The organism is Prolixibacter sp. SD074 (assembly GCF_009617895.1).
Lineage (GTDB): Bacteria > Bacteroidota > Bacteroidia > Bacteroidales > Prolixibacteraceae > Prolixibacter.
On record NZ_BLAW01000001.1, the window covers coordinates 2,734,891 to 2,755,114 of the forward strand.

Below are 20,224 nucleotides of genomic sequence, written 5' to 3' on the forward strand. Positions count from 1 at the left end.
AACAGTAATACATTCTCCCGATTGTGCCGCCGGCATAACCGATGTACTAACTCGCTCACCCTATAACGGTGAGTTATGTTTCACAATTCAAACCAAAAATCATGAAAAAGTACATTTTTAAATCCCTGCTGACTGTTGACAATACGATTTACTTATCGGAAAACCTGATGCGGATAATTAAAGCGATACTGGAAACCGACAGCAAACTGAAAGGCCTGAGCGACAAACTAAAGGCTGTCTATGAGCGGATGGTCGCAAACAAGAAACGGAACAGCGCCAGCGCCCTGACGCAAAAGAAAGCTCAACTGGATCAGCGCCGCGACCAGGGCTACATCTCGCTGCGCGACATCATTCACGGTATATCGCTGAGCCTGATTCCGGAGGATGCAGAGAAGGCGCTGTCGCTTTACCGCGTTTTTGAGGCCGTGGGGACCACATCGTATTCGTCCGGCTACAAAGACCAAACAGCCTCGCTGTCGTCGCTGTTCTCGGAGCTCGACAAACCCGAGCAGCAGACCGCGTTAACGGATTTGGCCCTTCTGCCTTATTACGGGGCATTGAAAACGGCTGAAGACGATTTCCTGGAGATAGATAAACAAATGCTGGATGAATCGACGGAGAATGAGCTGAACTACGAACCGGCCCAGGAGATCATGGTGGATATGGTTCCGGCCCTCACCGACCTGGTTGGCTACATGGAGCTGAGCAGCTCGTTCGACGCAGCCACCTACGGCGATGCCTTTAACCAGATGGTGACGGTGATTAACGAGGTGAACGCCACGGCCCGCGCCCGGCTCACCAATAACGAGAATGATTCGGGAGAAGAAACCGAAAATTGATGGTACGAAGTATTCCGTTGATAATCCTGACAGGTTTTGGAAACCTGTCAGGATTTTTTGTGCCCCGTACCTGTCGATGGTTGAAATTCGCCCCACCTAACCTCTCCAGCCGGGGAGGGATTTGGGCCGCGGAGGTTGGTTTTCCATTGGTCTCCTTCGATGACCACACGCTGTTGGTGGTTTTTCAGTTCGGATGGGATGATAGGTTGTTAAAAAACGGATGAGGAAACCGATGTGCACCCCCGCCCGGAGGTGAATGGTTGCTAACAATATGAAATTCCTCCCGAGTCTTTCCCGCCCGTATTAATATTCAACTCCTAACGGAGTTGTTTTTTATCAGGGGCGGTTATCCTCCGGCTTCACCGGAGGTGATGAACATTTGTCCCTCCGGGACGCTGCACCTCTGACAACAACATCCCCGACATTGATCTCTTTTCCGGCAACGCCGGATAATTATTCTTCACCCCCAATGAAATTGGGGGCAGGAAGGCCTCCTCTTACAAACAACCCCGAAGCGGGTTGAATATTTCTTCTATGTACTTTTGGCTTGTTCCAAAAGTACCCAAAGAACAAGTCAAAGTGATCCTTCCGCCCGCGTCATGATTTTGCTTTGCAGGCCCACCAGCCAGAATTCCCACCTGTCAGGATTTTTAGTGCCCCGTACCTGTCGATGGTTGAAATTCGCCCCACCTAACCTCCCCAGCCGGGGAGGGATTTGGGCCGCGGAGGTTGGTTCGACCGCAATGGAGGTGATGTTTCGGTATGATGATAACCTGCCCTTTCAGGGCGAAGGTGCGGTGTTATTGGCTTTTATTTCCCAAGGCGTTGCCATTGGGCTGAATTAAGTTGTCCCTCCGGGACGCCGGTCTCTGCCCAACCACTGTCGGGGGTCGCGACCACGGGCAGTGTAGTAATTCTCGCTATCTCCACTTCTCACCATTTCTCAATTTCTTTGCCTGTGCCTTAGCCTGCGCTTTGATTCAATTTTCCACTCACTACTTCACCTCTTTAATATCCATGTGGTAGTTCCACTGGTCGAAGTATAAATTGCCACCGCTCCATTCCACTTCGCCGCGTTGAAAGTCGATGGGCCCGCTGCGCGGAAACTTCTTGGCCGGTGTAAATGGCTGGCTGAAGCCGTCGTTTACAATCATCCGGTAGCCGTCGTAACCACCGAAATAGAAATTCCGCACCGTCTCGTCCGGCACATCCAATCGCCCGAAAGAAGGGTCGACCGGCACCCAGCCGATACATTCGAAATATACTTCGCACCAGTCGTGCAGGTTCAGTTCTACCGGGTAAATCATCCAGCCGCTCTGCCATTTTGCCGGAACGCCGGCATATCGCGCCATGGTCATAAAGAGCAATGTTTGCATACCACAATCGCCATGACGATATTTCAGCACGTATTCGGGAATGTTGTCGAACGTAGAATATTCCAGCGCACTCGCCCACGGGACGTTACTGTCAATCCAGTTGAATATCTTTTTTGCCTTCAGCATCGGGTTGGTTTCGTCGCCTACAATTTGGCTGGTTATTTTCCGGATATTATCAGTGAAAACAATGTATGGAGGACGCTGTGCAGTATAATTTTCATACAGCGCATTGGTGATATCATACGGTTCGGCTACAGCCGGATTGAGCAAAACCCGTTGCGTATGGGTATCAAACGACGCCTTGTAACTAAATACGGCCGGCGAATCCTGCCGGGCAACCTGCTCCATGTACAGCGAGCGTTGCAGGTTATCTTTGTTCACTGCCAGCTGGAAATCCTTTTGTGAGGTAGAAATCAGTTTCACGTCATCCTGCCGCGGTTCCGAAAGGCGAGGGAATGGCAGCCAGCAGCGCACGACCTGTCCGCAAGGAACCGCATTCGGCTTGACCGTGATGGTGTAAGTAAACTCGAAATGTTTGGTCAGCGACCTTTTCGACTCGACAATTTTCTGGTCGTAGCTTTTGCAGAATTCGCGGGTAGCATCCACCACCGGACCGTCCACTTTCAACTTCACCTTTGCTTCAGTCGAATCGATGCGAAACAGGTTGGGAACCGCATTCCGGAAGAAACGCTTTTGCCCGTCAATTCGGCGCACCTCCAACGCACCGGTTTGTTCCCAGGCATCCGTCTGGCTGTCGGTTAGCGATGAATAGTAACGTTCCAACTCACTACGTACCTGTTCTTCATTCTTCGCAAAATCCAATTCGATTCGATGCGTCAAATCTTTTAGGTAAACCGCTTCTGCAGAATCTTTTCCCGTAAGGGAGCCTGTTTGCAACAGTGAATCAATTTGGACAGTTGCTTTTTTGAACTGACCGTCATGAACCATCTGCTTCAGATCATTCAGTCCGACCGTTGTTTTCTCCGGTGTATGACAAGCAGGGACAAGGACAACCAATATCGACAGGAAAATAAGTTTTTGCATAGCGCTACTGTTTAAGCAACTCAAAGATATAAAACGGGCGCAAGGTAATGCTCAAAACTACCCCGCGCCCTCTAATTAACCCCAAAAAAAATTTCATATCTCAATATCAGAGATTTTTCGAATGCCAATTCCGGGCGCGTCAGGCAGGATAATTTTCCCATTTTCCACTTTCAGCCCTTCGAACACATCGTTTTTGATGAGCAGGTTACCGTCCAGGTCGGCCCAATCGACAAAAGGTGAAAGCTGCGCCCCGGCTGTCACAGCACACGAGGTGGCCGTCATACAGCCAATCATCACTTTCATGTCGAGGGTGCGGGCAGCGTCCATCATCATGTGGGCGTGGCGCAATCCCCCGCATTTCTCCAGTTTGATATTCACACCGGAATACACGCCATATATCTTTTTCATATCTGCCAAATCCTGCACCGCTTCGTCAGCGACAATAGGCAACGGACTGTTCTCGGTCAGCCAGGCCACATCATCAGGTTGATCTTTTGGCATCGGCTGTTCGACAAATACGCAGCCGTTTTCGTTCAGGAAATGAACCAGTTCCAGCGCTTCATGGCGGTCTTTCCAACCTTGATTTACATCAACGCAAACCGGCACATCGGTTACCGAGCGCACGGCGTTAATGATTTCCCGGTCGGTCCCACGTCCCAGTTTTATCTTCAGGATATTAAAACCGGCGGCTTCGCGGGTTTTCTCTTTCACCACTTCCGGGGTATCGATACCGATGGTAAAAGAGGTTGATGGCGCTTTCTCCTTCGAAAACCCCCACAACCGGTACCAGGGTTCATTCAGCATTTTCCCCACCAAATCGTGCAGTGCAATATCAATGGAACACTTGGCCGCATGGTTTCCGGGGGCGATATTATCGACATAATCGATGATCTCCTCCATCCGCATGGGGTCGTTGAACTGCGCCAGATTTAACTTGCGATAGAAAGCTGTAGCCGTTTCGTGCGATTCGCCCAGGTATGGCGGCATCGATGCTTCGCCATACCCCACGTAATCGCCAAACCGGATTTTCGTCAGCATCACCGGGGTAGTGGCCCGCGACGAAGAAGCCAGTGTAAACACGTGCTTAAGTTGCAATTCGTATGGTTGAAAACTAAATACAAGTTGATCACCAGGCTTCATGTTGTTTCTATTTTCAAATAACTGACAGGAGTGCAGTATAGGAGCGGCTACTCCGGTAAGCAACCCTGTCTTCAGAAAGTTACGTCGGTTTGTTTGCATATGTAAGGTTTTTTGCTAGTCGGTTTGAACGATTAATACCAGGGATGATTTTTGACCGAAACGATACCTTTGGTATCCACCGAATCAATCACATCGCGCATGCCCACCAGGTATCCCGGGTCGTAGGTAAAGAAATCACTCTTCGTACTGTCGAGGCTGCTGAGGCGAACTCGTCCCGATGAGTGTTCGATGTTGAGATTTCCCAGGTAAAGTCCGGTATGTGTTACACGCGGTCCGTTTTTACCATGGTAACCCCAGAACAGCAGGTCGCCGGGTTGCGCGTTTTTCATGGTGACTGGTTTGCCATGTCTAACCATTAACGACGCATCGCGGGCCAGAATGATGCCGTAATTGAAATACACGGTTTTTACAAAACCACTGCAATCCATCGCTTTCGGCGAAGTTCCTCCCCACAGGTAAGGCCGTCCCACAAACAAATGCGCCAGTTGGCAGATGCCTTCCCGATCGGGTTTTACATTGTTTTCCCATTCGGTAAAATTGCGCAACTCTGATTTCGGCAAAAAACCTTTCCGTCCGTCGGGGAAACTCACTTCGGCATACTTTCCATGTGTTCCGGTTTGCACCAGGACACTTCCCATCACCACATCCGAAACGGGTTGGCTTTTGGTATCGGGTTCCGTGCGAATAACATCATAATCCGCAGTGAAAATCACCCGGCCGGCACTTCTCCACTGGTTCATTCCGGCTTCGGTTTCCCGGAAGATACCCCAGCTATCGACCCATCCCAGGTAATTGTCCGGTGTTTGAATGTAATACCATCCACCTCTCTTCTTCAGTACCCTGACAGGTGTTCCCAGCAACGCCTGTGTGGCCAGCTCCGCCGGATGCTTTGGGTTACTCCGGATATTGGCCACCGAAAGGTTCACCAGTGCCCAATTGCGATCGCCCAGTTGTTTCTGCGGGAGCACCTCAATGGAATCGACCGTTTTCACTCCGTTGTCTCCGAGCGTGTCCATCAATTCGAATTTCGCATCGGGCAAATTGGTTTCGCCTTTCAAAATCAGTTCACTCCCCTTCTTCTCAGAAGTTACCTGGAAGAGCGCTTCCCGGTGATCGGGCGCATATTTTTTCTGCACCGAGGAAATGATGTTTTGAACATTTTCCTGCTCCGCTGGAGATGAACAGGCGGCCAGCATAGCCAGCAAAAGGATGTACCAGATCTTATTCATTGTATCAAATTATTTCTTCGATAAATAGTCAAGGACCTCTTTCATCACCGCTGCACGTTGTTCTGAAGTGGTAATGGTTTCAAAAGGGAAGCCAAGAGTGATAACTTTGTAGCCTTTATCGCAGGCAACTGCCGCACTCTTGTTATTCCCCACATAACGCAGAATGGTTGTTCCGGTGCTGTCAGCCGGTTCGATGGCGTCAGGCGATTCTACCCGGTACATATCGGGGCGGTAATCCATGTTAAACCCAAAGTTCCCATCGAAAGCCGGAAGCAAATTGCCGGTAGTGGCTTTCACCAACGAAATGGCGCTTGCATGGTCTGTCCGCCCTATGTAGCCCAGCACATTCTTCACAAAGTTTTTTTCGCCATCGGCCACCTTCCGGTGAACGGGTTCAAAGGTATCGCTGCCCACGTAAGCGCCGCTGATAAATAATCTCGCAGACAGCGAGGCACAATAACCGGATAGCACCTTTTGCATTTCCGGTGTGAAAAGGGTGAACTTTTCGATACCGCCGGGTTTATCTGTTGTTTTCTCTTCGCCAAAAATCAAATCGACCATTGGATATCCCGCGAGGGAAACCGTTCCGTTCTCCAATGCTTTCCGACTGCAGGAAACAAAGCTGTAACCCGCATCGCGAATGGCAACACCATGGCTGTGCACATGGTCAAAGTTGTTTCCGAGTGGCAACATCGCTGTACGGTTCTGATAACAGGCACCATGCCCTGGCTCATCGTTATCCACCCACGGTATCAGTTGGTTGAAATTGTATTGAGAACCGATGGTAGAGAGATCGTTCCCCCATGCTACTCCTTCGTCGAGCCAGCCGGCAAAACCGGTAAAGTTTCCCTGGTCAATCACCTCCGGCGCGGCAACCCGATCGAATGCATCGACCACCATCACCGTCGTATCGTTTCCATTATCGCAAACCGACAGGATATTGGATGGGAAGCTTTCGCCACCTTCATTCACGGCGGTAATCTTGTAGCTGTAAATTTTCCCCTGCTCCAACGCCGGTGTTTCATATTCCGGTTGATCGACCAGCACACCGTTGTCCCAACCACTATCGCCAATTCGGGTGTACACTACATATTTTTTAGGCTTAGCGGTAGGTTCCAACGGATCGTCCACCGGATGCCAGGCGAGTATTGCTTTTCCACTATCAAGTTTTGCGCTGAATGCATCAACCGGTAAAGGCTGCACTATGTAAGGCGCTTCATGGTAAGTCGCCAGGAATTTCAGCATCGATTTATAGATGGCGCGTGCCACCACAAACCTGAATTCCGGATCGTTCCCTGAAATCATATCTCCCAGGTTCTGGTGTGATAGCAGTTCCAGTAAAGCCGACGGAATGGTCGCATAGGTTGCTTCGCTGTAGCGCTTATCCCACAACTCACGTTGTGTCCAGTTTGGTTGTTCTTCCGTCCGGATATCATCCACAATCTGTGTTGACAGTATATCGGCAAAGTCGCGGTTCGTCAAACGATTTCTGCCGTCGGGAAACTTCTGATTGAATTCGGCATCGCGGGTGCTGTAAATAGCCAGTGTACCTACAATGGTATCTGTTCCGAGGTGGTGCCCCGCATCCGTATGAAAGGCCAGGCTCAAATCGATGGGAATGTGCCCGCCAGGAACATTTTTCCCTTTCGTAATCCAGGGCTCCATGTACTTACCGCCGTGCAGGTAATTCACCCAACGGGCGCGACTTTGGTAATCGTCCACATAATCATTATTATTTTTATGAAAGCTGTAAGTCAGCGAATCGGGAAAACCACAATATTGCAGGTAGTAACGGGCACCTTCCGTCCAACGTGGACGGCCGCTCACTTTTCCGTTGCGGGCAATATCGCCCATACCACCGCCAAACCGGACGGCATCGGCGGTCAATGCTTCACCTTTTACACCATTGGCAAACAGGGTAACACCTCCCTGTGCGGAGTCATGTCCTTTCTTAAACTGAAAAGTTCCGAGGTACACCCATGTACTGCCGCCCATTTGCTGATCGACAATAAAGTGGGTTGTTCCACCCGCATGGCGCACTTCGTAATGCGCTTTATCCGAACTATTGGGCAATGTTTTATAGGAAACATATACCGCATATTTCCCATCGGCGGGAATATCAGGCGTCCAACTGACTTCGGCTTTCGAACCAGGTTCCAGGTTCAGTACGCGGTAATCGCCCTGTTGAAATGGATTTTGACCAGCTACATAGGGCGGTGTTCCCACACCAAAGCCGGTTCCGCTACCGGTAGTGAAAATATTTTGGTAAGGTCCTTCCCGGTAGGAAGAATCCTGATTATCGACAATTACTTCGTTGGGTTGCGTGTCGCGCTCCCGAGGCAAATAAACATTAGCGCCTGCGTTTTCGAGCATCGGAACCAGGAACGGGAGCACAAACGAGGTAGGCAGCACGTCTTCTACGGTAGTAAAAACCGGTGCCCGCTGCCATTCCCAACGGTCAAGTCTGTTGTTATAATACCAACCGTGACTGTTCCACAAAGCAATGTGGCGATGGTTTAAGCCTTCAGAAATACGATAGGGTTTGGATATGTCCTGTACATGAACCGGCTGGTTTACACTGTCGGGCATCAGCCGCGACGGGTCTTTATCTTCACGGTAGTAGTTGGGGACCAAACGTGCAAGGCTGTATCCTTTCACTCTGATCTTCAATGGATGGCGCCGTGCCAAACCGCCCAGCTTATCGCCCAGTTGAGCATAAATATCTTCTACCTGCAATGTACGCAGGGGTTTGTAACCAAATTCGGCTTTAAACTGAACGACAAGGGAGTCGCCGCTGAAGAAGAGGGTATCAATTTTCGAATGTACAGGCGGGGTGTATTTGAATTCACCTTTGACTGCGTCGTCGAGGTAACGGCTTGTTTTGCGGTAAGCTCTTTTCACCTTACCAGGCAAGGCGTTTACTTTTTCCTTGTTATAATATGACTGCGCCCTGGCAGGAACAATCAGAAAGAAAGTCAGCGTACTAAGCAGAAGAATTTTCATGCGTTGGTAACTTTATTTGTTACAAGCTTCCGGCGATTTCAGCGAGTTGGCAGAAAAACTCAACCTCCGTGAGATAAAGGGAATTGATACGGTTTATTCAAATATCGCAGAAAAAGAGCAATCATAAAAGGCAAACCTCCTTTTCCACAACCACTTAATTGCTTTAAAAAAGCCGGAAGCGGCAGGCAGTCACTGCCCACCTGCCTTCTTCCAGCTTGTGATTTATCTGAAAAACGTCAAACTATATTAGTTAGCAGATGTGGTGTATCCCGGATTTTGAGGTACATCGCCAGAAGTAATATCCACCTCAGCCTGTGGCACAGGCCAGTATTGGTGTGCTTGGGTCCAGTTGGGCAGGATGTTGGCACGTCCGGTACGCACCAAATCGGGATACCGATCATTTTCCATTGCCAGTTCGAGACGACGCTCAGTGTAAATGGCCTGGAGCAATGCATCACCCGATACATTCTTATCAGGAAGGTTCACCCGTTCGCGTACCATATTCATTTTTGCCAAAGCTTCTGCTTCGTTTCCTAACTGATATTCTGCTTCAGCATACATCAACAGCACCTCTGCATAACGCATCACGCGGGTATTATTTCCGTTATTCCTAATATGGACAGCACGATGTGCCGGATCCACATAAATTTTCTGGTTGTAGAAACCGGTACGGTCGAAAGTAAGTTTCGATTTGCCGGCAGCCAGATCAGCTTGTGCCTGATCGATAGCAGCCTGGTCGCCACTCTGCTCTGCCTGATCAAGAGCGGTGTACAGATCTGCCAGCTCATTGTGAAATACTTCGGTGGTATCCAACAGCGTTGCCTGCATACGAACGGTATCATTTTCAGCCATGAACGCGTTGTACAAGTCCTTTGTCGGTTGGTTGATACCATAACCGTAAGTAATGTTACGCGGCAGCTGGAACAACGTCTGGAAATTACCATTGTTACTGTAGGCCGAAGATTCGGTGGGTGAATCGTAAAACTGAATCTCAAAAATCGATTCTATACCGTTTTCGCCATCAAATGAAAATTGATGAGCATAATCGGGAGCGAGTGCATATTCACCTGAATCAATCACTTTCTTCGACCATTTGGCAGCTTCCGACCAGTTTTTCCGGTAGAGGTTGACCTTGGCCAGCAATGCATCGGCAGCTCCTTTGGTTGCGCGACCCAGATCAGAAGCAGCATACTCGCTTTTCAGCGGAAGATTGGCTTCAGCAGCTTCCAGATCCAATGCAATAAAGTCGTATACATCCAAAACAGAAGAAGGAGCAATCTTCTCATCTGCTGTTTTAATCAGGTGATCCACAATCGGAACTTTTCCGAATGTAATAACCAGGTTCCAGTGATAGTAAGCGCGAAGGAAACGTGCTTCTGCAATCAGTCTTTTTTTCAGGCCAGGCGTGGTGAACAAGTCATCGTTCATCGCCTCAATTCCTTCGATAGCCTGATTGGATTTGTTAATCCCGCGATAGCACAATTGCCATTTGTAACGGATCTGATACATGTCGGCCGTACCATTGAAATCTTTCAATGGCTGGAATCCGCCACTATCGCCGTCAGAACCACTGTAGATGGCATTATCACTCAATGTTTCACCGAAGGCCCACTGAAACCAACCGAAACGATAGTCTTTCAAGTCCGAATAGCCAGCCGTAACGGAATGGATGGCTTTATCCTGGCTGTTGAAGTAAACCTCAGAGGTTTCCTGTCCCAGCTTTTTCTTGTCGAGAAAGTCCGAACAACTCATGACCGACAAGCCAAGGCATCCAATAATCAATGCCTTTGTGTATATCTTTAATGAAATTTTCATAACTATAAATCCTTATTCAATTAGAATCCCAGTTTTACACCGAATACATAGATCTGCGCCTGCGGGTACGTACCAATATCAACACCCCGGCTCAGATAGTTCGTAGTTGAATTCTGTCCGATTTCCGGATCCGCACCTGAATAGTTGGTAATGGTAACCAGGTTCTGACCTGATACATAGAACCGCAAGGAAGCAATACCCGCCTTTTGCAACAGTGACTTAGGAAATGTGTAACCGAGCGTAATGTTCTTCAGACGCGCATATGAACCATCTTCAACAAACCGGTCGGAAGTACGGTTGGTGCTGTTCTTGTCATTACCGTTCAAACGAGGCATATCCGTATTGGTATTGCTCGGAGTCCATGAGTTCAGCATATCTGTCGACTTATTGGTTTCGTCGAAGTTATACAAGTGTGTCTTCATGGCATTGAAGATTTTATTACCTTGTGATCCTTGAACAAATGCACTAAGATCAAAAGATCCGTAAGTAACCCCCAGGTTGAAACCGTAAGTAAATTTCGGAACCGGGCTTCCCAGGTAAGTTTTATCCTCATCGTTTACAACACCGTCTCCGTTCACATCGACAAACTTCAGGTCGCCGGGTTTCAAATCTTCATTGCTACTTCCTTCCTGAACCGGTGCATTGTCAATTTCCTGTTGTGACTGGAAAACGCCATCTGTTTTATATCCGTAAAAGTATCCGATAGATTCGCCTTCTTCCGTGCGGGTTGCGTTACCACCATAATAGTAACCTCCGGCAATTGGCTCACCGTTACCCAGGCTGAGTACTTCATTCTTCACGGTAGCGATGTTGAAGCCTACATTGTAAGAAAGCTTGTTTGAAATTCGATCGCGATAGCTCACAGAAACCTCAAAACCGTTATTTTTCACCGAACCTACATTAGAAGTTGGTCCGCTTTCGTAACCATAGTAATAAGGAATCGGCACACTAACCAGCATGTCTTTGGTTTTCTTGTTGTACCAGTCAAGGGTTGTTTCCAGACGTCCGTCGAAGAACGATGCATCGAGACCGAAGTTCAATGATTCAACGGTTTCCCATTTAATCGACTGGTCAACCATTCCGGTTACCACATAACCCTGATCAATGGTTGGAGTAGTTCCGAATAGGTAACGATACTGTGAGTTACCGCTCATCGTTTCCTGGTAAGGATAACTTCCGATATTTTGGTTACCAATCTGACCCCAGCCAGCACGAATTTTCAGTGATGTTAGCCAGGAGACATTCTTCAAAAAGTTCTCTTCCGAAATTTTCCAGCCCAAAGCGATGGACGGGAAATATCCCCAGCGGTTGTTTTTCGGGAATTTAGAAGAACCGTCAGCACGGAAATTCACCGTTGCCAGGTATTTATTGTCATACGAATAGTTAACACGACCGAGGAAGGACATCATGGAAACGGACGATGCGCTACCGGATGCCAAGTCACCGTCGGCTGCGGCATTGAGGTACCACATCGAAGGATCTTCGTTCGGAATATTGGTTTTCGAAGCAGAGAACCACTCGTAGTTTCCTTCTTCCATGGTATAACCAGCCAGTGCTGACAGGCTGTGTTTTCCAAACGTGCCATCGTAGTTCAGGGTGTTTTCCCATGACCAGTAATCGCCACGGTTGTAACCCCGATACACTTTGTTGATCAGATTCTGTTGGTTAACGTTGACAGAGTAAACTGGAGTGAAGTTGTAGGAATCAGTCCGGTAGCTACTCTGCCCGAAACTGGTTTTTGCCTTCAAACCTTTCGCTAATTCCAGCTCACCATACACGTTTCCTACCAGCTGCAGTTTTTCTGAATGACTGTTGTCATACTCAATCGCTGCTACCGGGTTCGGATAGTCGGTAAACTTGGAATAATCATAAACATGATTGGCTTTGTCCTTCCAAACCGGAATTACCGGCTCAATCTTAATCGCTGTGTTAATTACTCCCACGTGGTAGTTCTCTTCACTGATAGAGTACTTTTTACTGTGTTCGATATTCAGATTACTACCGATTTTAAAACGTTTTGAAACCTGATAATCCACATTCAATTTCCCGGTCGTACGTTCGAAGCTACTTCCTTCAACCGTACCTTCCTGATTCAGGTAACCGATACTCAGTGCATAGGTCATTGCCTTACTACCTCCGGTTACGCCGAAATTGTAGTTTTGCATTGGAGCGACACGTGTAATGGCATTAAACCAATCCGTGTTCTGGTTTTTGTCGACCAGTGAAAGATCGATAGGGCTGGTACGTGTCTTGTTCAGTTCTTCCTGAATGCTATACCATTCGGGACCGGTAGTGGTTTTCCAGTTGTTGATTACTTTCTGAACACCATAGTAAACATCGAGGTTCACACTGGCTTTGGTATTGAGCTTACCTTTTTTTGTGGTAACCAGCACCACTCCGTTTGCACCTCTTGAGCCATAGATAGCCGATGCGGAAGCATCTTTCAATATCTCTACAGAAGCGATGTCATTTGGGTTCAAGAAATTGATATCGCCAACAGGCAAACCATCGACAACATACAATGGATCGGCATCGTTAATCGTTCCGATACCGCGGACGCGGACTGAGATTGAACCACCGGGAGCACCGGAATTGGAGGTAATCTGGACGCCGGCTACACGTCCCTGAAGTGCCTGATCGACCGAAGAAACCGGCTGATCCTTGAGGTCATCAGCGCTAACCGACGCCACAGCGCCGGTAATGTCGCTCTTTTTCTGGGTACCATAACCAACGACCACAACTTCGTCGAGTGATTTGGTTTCCTCTTTCAGTTTTACATTAATTACACTGTTGGAGGCAGGAACTTCCTGGGATACATATCCAAGGAACGAAAACTTCAGTACATCCGATGCTTTCGCGTCCAACTGATAGTTACCATCAAAGTCGGTGATGGTACCATTTGTGGTGCCCTTGACGACAATGTTTACACCGGGAAGCGGCGCACCGCTTTGGTCTGTGACCATCCCGGTTACAGTCCTCTTTTGGGCAACCGATGAGAAGGCAACCATCATGGCTGCCACAAGCAATAGAAAACGTCTCATGGTACTAGTAGTTTAGATTTAAAAATAAGCCTAGGGGTATATTTCTCCATCCGTTCTTTCCGGAAAATTACACCCTTCGGACTGATTAAAAACAAGAACTCGAAAAACAATCAAGCAATAAATCAAATTATAAGCTATCTATTTTCGATACTCGTCAAGCGCCTTCTTCACGGAACCGTGAATCAGCAAAAGGTTTCTGGCCTTATTTTCTTCCAGGCCCAACTCTTCCATTATCATTCTGGTTCCACGCTCAACCAATTTCTGATTGGTTAATTGCATATTGACCATTTTATTTCCTTTTACCCGTCCTAACTGGATCATCAGGGTAGTCGTAATCATATTGAGAATCAGCTTTTGAGCTGTGCCCGATTTCATGCGGGTGCTTCCGGTTACGAACTCCGGTCCCACAATTGCTTCAATGGCGATATCGGAATGTTTTGCCATCTCGCTATCGGGATTACTGGTTACGCAAGCAGTAAGAATATTGTTTTCACGTGCTTTTTTCAAAGCACCCACCACGTAAGGTGTTCTTCCCGAGGCGGCGATACCTACAATGGTATCCATTTCGGTGAGGTGATATTTTTGCAAATCTTCCCATCCCATATCCTCATTGTCTTCGGCTGATTCCACAGCTTTGCGAATCGCAGTATCACCTCCGGCAATCAAACCGATAACCAAATCATAACCAACCCCGTAAGTCGGAGGAATTTCCGACGCATCAAGAATTCCCAATCGCCCGCTAGTCCCTGCCCCTACATAAAACAGGCGGCCCCCTTTTTTCATACGTGGAGCAACTGCTGTTACTAATGCTTCGATTTGAGGGATGGTTTTCTGTACAGCAGGGAGAACCTTACGGTCCTCCTCATGAATTGCTTCCAACAACTCGCACACACTCTTCTTTTCAAGATCGTTATAAAGCGATTCTGATTCCGTTATAGTCATTTTCGTTTTTTTTCAATCCCGGAATTAAGCCAGGTAAAGCAAATCTTTAGCTATGATAATCAACCAACGCATCAATCGGATCGCGAACAATGCATCCCAGTCTAAGACCTTCTTCCTTTAAAACTTTCTCCAGCTGCTCTGAAAAATACCAGGCAACGGAACCGGCAAAATTCACTGGTAAGGTTCTATAGTGAGGGTAGTGCACCAAGTTCCGTGAAACAAATTCACGAAAACTTTCTCCGACAAGATGGCTGCAATAAGGTTCTGTAATATTTTCACTTAAAAAACGGGTAAACTGTGCAAGAAACCGGTTTGGATAGGGTTTACGATATACCCGATCCATAATCTCCGGCGCCGAGATCTGATAAGTTTCATAGAACTTTTCGCGGAGATACCCCGGCATGATTTCCTTCAAATAATCGGCTATCACTTTCCGCCCAATGACACCGCCGCTTCCTTCGTCTCCCAGAATCAATCCCAACGGAGACACATTCAGTTTTAATTCTTCGCCGTCATAATAACAGGAATTGGAACCCGTTCCAAGAATACAGGCAATCCCTGATTCATGACCACAAACAGCACGGGCAGCTCCGACCAAATCGCTGGCAACTTCAATGGCTGAACCGGGAAAAACTTCACGTAATGCATTTTTTACTACGGCACATTTTCCCTCATTCGCACATCCGGCGCCATAAAAATAAACCTCATTTACCTGTCCTTTTATATATGGGAGCAAACTTTCCTTTAATGTGGACACCATCTCAGCTGATTCCTGATAAAAAGGATTTATTCCCTCGGTCTGAACCGATTGAATGTTTCCTTCTACATCAACAAGCCGCCAGGCGGTTTTCGTCGATCCACTGTCTGCAATCATTTTCATGTTTCAAATATAAAATAAATAATAATACATTAATACATATTATATAACATGTATTACCAATATTTCACAAATTCCTTTTATTTTTGAGACTCTATTCAAATTTAATAAAGAAACCATGGACTTAAGCAAGAAACTTCAATCAACCGACAGTCTTTTTGCAGACGAAAACCTTTTTCCTGCAGAAAATCCAACAGAACGGGAACTTTTAACCAAATACGAAAATGCCCCCGCCTATATATATAAGGAAGCGGTGGATGCATCAACAGCTGTGGCACAAGAAATTGCTTCGCTTATCCGGGAAAAACAATCACAAAACAAGAAGTGCGTATTAGGGCTGGCGACAGGCTCCACACCGCTAGGCGTATACAAAGAACTGGTTAAGCTTCACAAAGAAGAAGGACTTAGTTTCGAAAATGTCGTCTCGTTTAATCTGGACGAATATTTCCCGATGGATCCGTCATCGAGCCATAGTTACCACCATTTCATGCACAAAAATCTGTTCGATCATATCGACATTCCACCGGAGAATATTCACATCCCGGCAGGAAATATTTTGCTTGACCAGGTGCATGATTTCTGCATGGATTATGAAGAAAAAATAAAAAATGCAGGTGGTATCGACTTGCAGCTATTAGGCATCGGACGCACCGGCCACATCGGGTTTAATGAACCGGGGGCCCGTTCCAATTCGCATACACGCATCATTGTACTCGACACATTGACACGCCGCGATGCTGCCAACTCCTTCAACGGCATCCGGAATGTGCCGCAACGGGCCATCACGATGGGCGTAGGCACGATTATGAATGCGAGAAAGGTGATCTTAGTTGCACTGGGTGAAAACAAGGCATCCATCATCAAAAAGGCGGTGGAGGAAAACGTGACACCATTATTACCGGCTTCGTTCCTGCAAAACCATCCCGACGCGAAATTCATTCTCGATTCCAGTGCGGCAAGCGAGCTCATTCGGGTAAAAACACCCTGGCTGGTAGCTTCGTGCGACTGGAGCGACGAACGCCTGGTTCGCAAGGCGGTGGTCTGGCTATGCCAGAAAACGGAAAAGCCCATTTTAAAGCTGACTGATAAGGATTACAGCGATAATGGCTTAAGTGATTTGATTGTCATTTTTGGTTCAGCTTACAGTTTAAATATCCAGGTCTTTAACGATCTGCAATCGACCATCACCGGTTGGCCGGGAGGAAAGCCCAATGCCGACGATTCGCGCCGCCCGGAAAGAGCTGAACCCGCACAAAAACGCGTAGTGGTCTTTAGTCCACATCCCGACGATGACGTGATTTCGATGGGCGGCACATTGATTCGTCTGGCCGATCAAGGTCACGATGTGCATGTAGCTTACCAGGTTTCGGGAAATGTAGCGGTGTCCGACGAATATGCGAACCGTTTTATCTCCTTCCAAAACTCCTTCTCCAACTATATCGATGAAGGCAACGAGAAACAGAAAGCCATGTACGATAAACTCGTTGCTCATTTGAAAGAAAAAGAAGAAGGAGACATCGATTCACCCGAGCTGCGAAAACTGAAAAGCCTTATCCGCCGTATGGAAGCCAAAGCTGCCTGCCGATATTCAGGTGTGAAAAGTAAAAATGTGCATTTCCTCGATCTTCCGTTTTACGAAACCGGAAAGGCACAAAAAGCACCCATAAGTGAAAAGGATGTACGCATTGTGATGGATTTTCTCACCGAGATCAAACCCCACCAGATTTTTGCCGCCGGCGACCTTTCCGATCCACATGGAACACACCGCGTTTGCCTCGATGCGATTTTAATTGCCCTGGAACAGTTGAAAGACGAAGACTGGATGCAGGAGTGTTGGATTTGGCTCTACCGTGGCGCCTGGGCCGAATGGGATATCGGCCAGATTGAGATGGCTGTGCCGATTAGTCCGCAAGAGCTGCTTAAAAAGCGGGAAGCTATTTTCCGTCATCAGTCGCAAAAAGAAGGCGCCATGTTTATGGGAAACGACGACCGCGAATTCTGGCAACGCGCAGAAGATCGAAACCACGCCACTGCCGGATTATACAACCAGTTAGGCATGGCCGAATACGAAGCCATCGAAGCCTTTGTCCGTTACTATCCCTGATTTCATCTGTACGACCGCGTAAGTTAAGTGTTAAGTTCACTAATTTGCATACCAAAACAACAACCAACCATGGGAAAAACCAAACGACTCGTTGCTCTTGATGTTTTGCGGGGATTTACCGTGGCCCTGATGATTACCGTCAATAATCCGGGAAGTTGGAGTCACATTTATGCACCGCTGGAACACTCCAGCTGGAATGGCTGTACCCCGACCGACCTGGTCTTCCCTTTCTTTTTGTTCGCTGTGGGAACCGCTATGTGGTTTGCTTTCAAAAAGTTCAATCACAACCTGACCGGGGAAGCAACGAAAAAAGTGCTGAAACGTACAGCGTTAATATTCCTGATTGGACTGGGATTAAATGCGTTTCCGATTTTCGGTATCGACTACAGTCATCTTCGCATCATGGGCGTACTGCAACGTATTGCGCTTGCCTATGGTATCGCGTCGTTGATTGCACTGGCCTGGAAACGCATTGGCGTTTGGATAGCCCTACCGGTTCTGCTACTGGGATACTGGGGATTGCTGATGCTGGGCGGCAACGGAGCGCTCTCACTCCAGGGCAACATCGTTCGGAGCGTTGATTTAGCCATCTTCGGTGCCAACCATATTTACCATGGATACGGTATCCCGTTCGATCCGGAAGGATTGCTCAGTACCATTCCTGCTATTGCGACAGTGCTGATTGGTTACCTGGTAGGCCGGCAAGTCGATGTAAGAAGTGATAAATTGCATGCTGTAAAAGATTTGATTCTATCAGGAGCTGCCATGACATTGGGCGGAGTAATCTGGAGTTTTGTTTTTCCGCTCAACAAACCCATCTGGAGTAGTTCGTATGTAATGTACACAGCTGGTTTGGCAACGATACTGCTTGCCTTCTTCATCTGGATCATCGATATTCGGGGATACAAAAAATGGTCGATGCCGGCACTCGTTTTTGGTATGAACCCGCTGTTTATTTTTGTCCTTTCGGGAATCATCGGACGCTTGCTGTACATGATTAAACTACCCGTTGCCGGTGAAAATATTCCGTTGAAAAGCTGGATATACGAACATGGGTTTGCTTCCTGGGCCGGAAATTTGAACGGTTCCCTTTTCTTCGCACTAACGTTGATTTTCTTATACTGGATACTGGCCGACATACTGTACCGCAAAAAAATATTCATCAAAATCTGACCTGTCAAATGAAACCTTGTCGACACGCGCTTATTCTGTTTCTATCGATTCTTCTTTCTGTTCCGGCTTTCGCCGAAAACCGGAAACCGGAAAGTCCCGTTCCGCCCAAAAGAGAATTCCGGGGCGTTTGGGTAGCCACCGTGGCCAACATCGACTGGCCGTCCAACCCGGGCCTTTCTGATGAAAAGCAGAAAGAAGAGATCATCAATTTGCTGAACATGAATAAAAAAAACGGGATGAATGCCGTGATTGTGCAGATCAGACCGTCGGCCGATGCCTTTTATCCTTCGGAACTGGAACCGTGGTCAAAATACCTGATGGGCAAACAGGGCGAAGCGCCGAAGCCATTTTATGACCCGCTGGCTTTTTTCATCAAAGAGGCACACAAACGCGGGATGGAATTTCATGCATGGCTCAATCCCTACCGGGTAAAAAATGATACGCTCGATACGCTGGCCGCCTCAAACATCGTCAACCAACATCCGGACTGGGCCTGGAATTACGGCAAGAAAATGTACTTTGATCCGGGAAATCCGCATGTTCGGGATTTTGTAACGTCAGTCGTTCGCGACATTGTAAAACGCTACGATGTCGACGCCATCCATTTCGATGACTATTTCTACCCATACCGTATTGCAAATCAAGAACTCCCCGACTCAACCACATTCAAAAAATACCATCGTGGATTTGCCCCGCACCAGATTGACGATTGGCGGCGCGACAACGTGGACCTGATTATTCAGCAATTGAGCAAAGCCATCAAAGAGGTGAAGCCGTGGGTGAAATTCGGCATCAGCCCGTTTGGCGTTTGGCGAAACAAAAAAGACGATCCGGACGGTTCGAATACCAGCGCCGGAACAACCAATTACGACGGTTTATATGCCGACATCATTCTTTGGCAGCGCGAAGGTTGGATTGACTACACGCTACCTCAGCTCTATTGGCGCATCGGTCATCCGACAGTCGATTTTAACGAGCTGGCGCATTGGTGGGCACGCCACGCATATGGACGAAGCATGTACATTGGTCAGGCGGTATACCGGCTCGATAAACACTCAAAAATTCCTAACTGGCGTACTCCCGCTGAATTGACCAACCAGATAAACCTGATTCGTTCGATTCCCGGCCTGGAAGGAAGTGCCTGGTTCAGTTCCAAACACTTCGCCCGCCACCTGGAAGGTTTCCGGAAAGAGTTAAGAAAAGAGTACTACCGGACACCGGCCATCGTTCCTGCCATGCCCTGGATTGACGATCAGGCACCGGAAGCACCATCCAACCTGAAAGAAGAAAAGGTGAAACACGGCCGGGAAATTACCTGGGAAGCGCCGCAAACCGATGATGAAATGAACAAGGCACGCTTTTTTGCGGTGTACCGTTGCGGGAAAAACGACAGCATCAATGCCAGCAACCCGGAATATTTACTGGATGTAACCGGCGAAGACGGATACTTTGTGAAACGTCGTTTCCTGCACATTTTCCGCAAGAAATATTACTACAAAGTAACTACACTAGACCGCCTCAACAACGAAAGCGTTCCAAGTGACCGAATGATGTTTAAGCAATAATTCAGAAATTTTAAAA

The 20,224-nt window shown here is 47.8% G+C and carries 12 protein-coding genes; 4 read left to right on the forward strand and 8 right to left on the reverse strand.

The annotated features are described in order from the left end of the window. Positions 1–101 precede the first annotated feature (101 nt). Positions 102–839, forward strand: a complete 738-nt coding sequence (locus GJU82_RS11800) for a DUF6261 family protein (protein ID WP_153632311.1) — start codon at positions 102–104, stop codon at positions 837–839. 995 nt (positions 840–1,834) lie between these two features. Here the strand turns inward: GJU82_RS11800 and GJU82_RS11805 are convergent. The 8 genes from GJU82_RS11805 to GJU82_RS11840 all read right to left on the reverse strand — a co-directional run bounded on the left by GJU82_RS11805 (position 1,835) and on the right by GJU82_RS11840 (position 15,369). Continuing rightward, entirely contained in the window at positions 1,835–3,259 is a 1,425-nt protein-coding gene (locus GJU82_RS11805) for a transglutaminase family protein (protein ID WP_153632312.1), read from the reverse strand. Positions 3,260–3,352: 93 nt separating this feature from the next. Beyond that, entirely contained in the window at positions 3,353–4,498 is a 1,146-nt protein-coding gene (locus GJU82_RS11810; RefSeq protein WP_153632313.1) for a dipeptide epimerase, read from the reverse strand. Between the two features lie 32 nt (positions 4,499–4,530). Next, the gene (locus tag GJU82_RS11815; protein ID WP_153632314.1) at positions 4,531–5,688 is read right to left on the reverse strand and encodes a C40 family peptidase; all 1,158 of its coding nucleotides are present in this window, start codon (positions 5,686–5,688) and stop codon (positions 4,531–4,533) included. Between the two features lie 9 nt (positions 5,689–5,697). Continuing rightward, entirely contained in the window at positions 5,698–8,691 is a 2,994-nt protein-coding gene (locus GJU82_RS11820) for a xanthan lyase (RefSeq protein ID WP_153632315.1), read from the reverse strand. A gap of 246 nt (positions 8,692–8,937) precedes the next feature. After that, positions 8,938–10,506 carry a RagB/SusD family nutrient uptake outer membrane protein gene (locus GJU82_RS11825; RefSeq protein ID WP_153632316.1) on the reverse strand — a complete coding sequence of 523 codons (1,569 nt, stop codon included), beginning with the start codon at positions 10,504–10,506 and terminating at the stop codon, positions 8,938–8,940. Between the two features lie 20 nt (positions 10,507–10,526). Further along, the gene (locus tag GJU82_RS11830; RefSeq protein ID WP_153632317.1) at positions 10,527–13,547 is read right to left on the reverse strand and encodes a TonB-dependent receptor; all 3,021 of its coding nucleotides are present in this window, start codon (positions 13,545–13,547) and stop codon (positions 10,527–10,529) included. A gap of 138 nt (positions 13,548–13,685) precedes the next feature. Next, a complete protein-coding gene (gene murQ, locus GJU82_RS11835; protein ID WP_153632318.1) occupies positions 13,686–14,489 on the reverse strand; it encodes an N-acetylmuramic acid 6-phosphate etherase in 804 nt (267 codons plus the stop codon). Positions 14,490–14,535: 46 nt separating this feature from the next. Then, positions 14,536–15,369: a hypothetical protein gene (locus GJU82_RS11840; protein WP_153632319.1), complete on the reverse strand. Its 834-nt coding sequence runs from the start codon at positions 15,367–15,369 to the stop codon at positions 14,536–14,538. A 115-nt stretch (positions 15,370–15,484) separates the two neighbouring features. Between GJU82_RS11840 and nagB the strand changes: the two genes are divergently transcribed. The 3 genes from nagB to GJU82_RS11855 all read left to right on the forward strand — a co-directional run bounded on the left by nagB (position 15,485) and on the right by GJU82_RS11855 (position 20,208). Continuing rightward, positions 15,485–17,470 carry a glucosamine-6-phosphate deaminase gene (nagB, locus tag GJU82_RS11845; protein WP_153632320.1) on the forward strand — a complete coding sequence of 662 codons (1,986 nt, stop codon included), beginning with the start codon at positions 15,485–15,487 and terminating at the stop codon, positions 17,468–17,470. Positions 17,471–17,539: 69 nt separating this feature from the next. Further along, positions 17,540–18,643 carry an acyltransferase family protein gene (locus tag GJU82_RS11850; protein WP_153632321.1) on the forward strand — a complete coding sequence of 368 codons (1,104 nt, stop codon included), beginning with the start codon at positions 17,540–17,542 and terminating at the stop codon, positions 18,641–18,643. Between the two features lie 8 nt (positions 18,644–18,651). Next, the gene (locus tag GJU82_RS11855; protein WP_153632322.1) at positions 18,652–20,208 is read left to right on the forward strand and encodes a glycoside hydrolase family 10 protein; all 1,557 of its coding nucleotides are present in this window, start codon (positions 18,652–18,654) and stop codon (positions 20,206–20,208) included. The last annotated feature ends 16 nt before the right edge of the window (positions 20,209–20,224 follow it).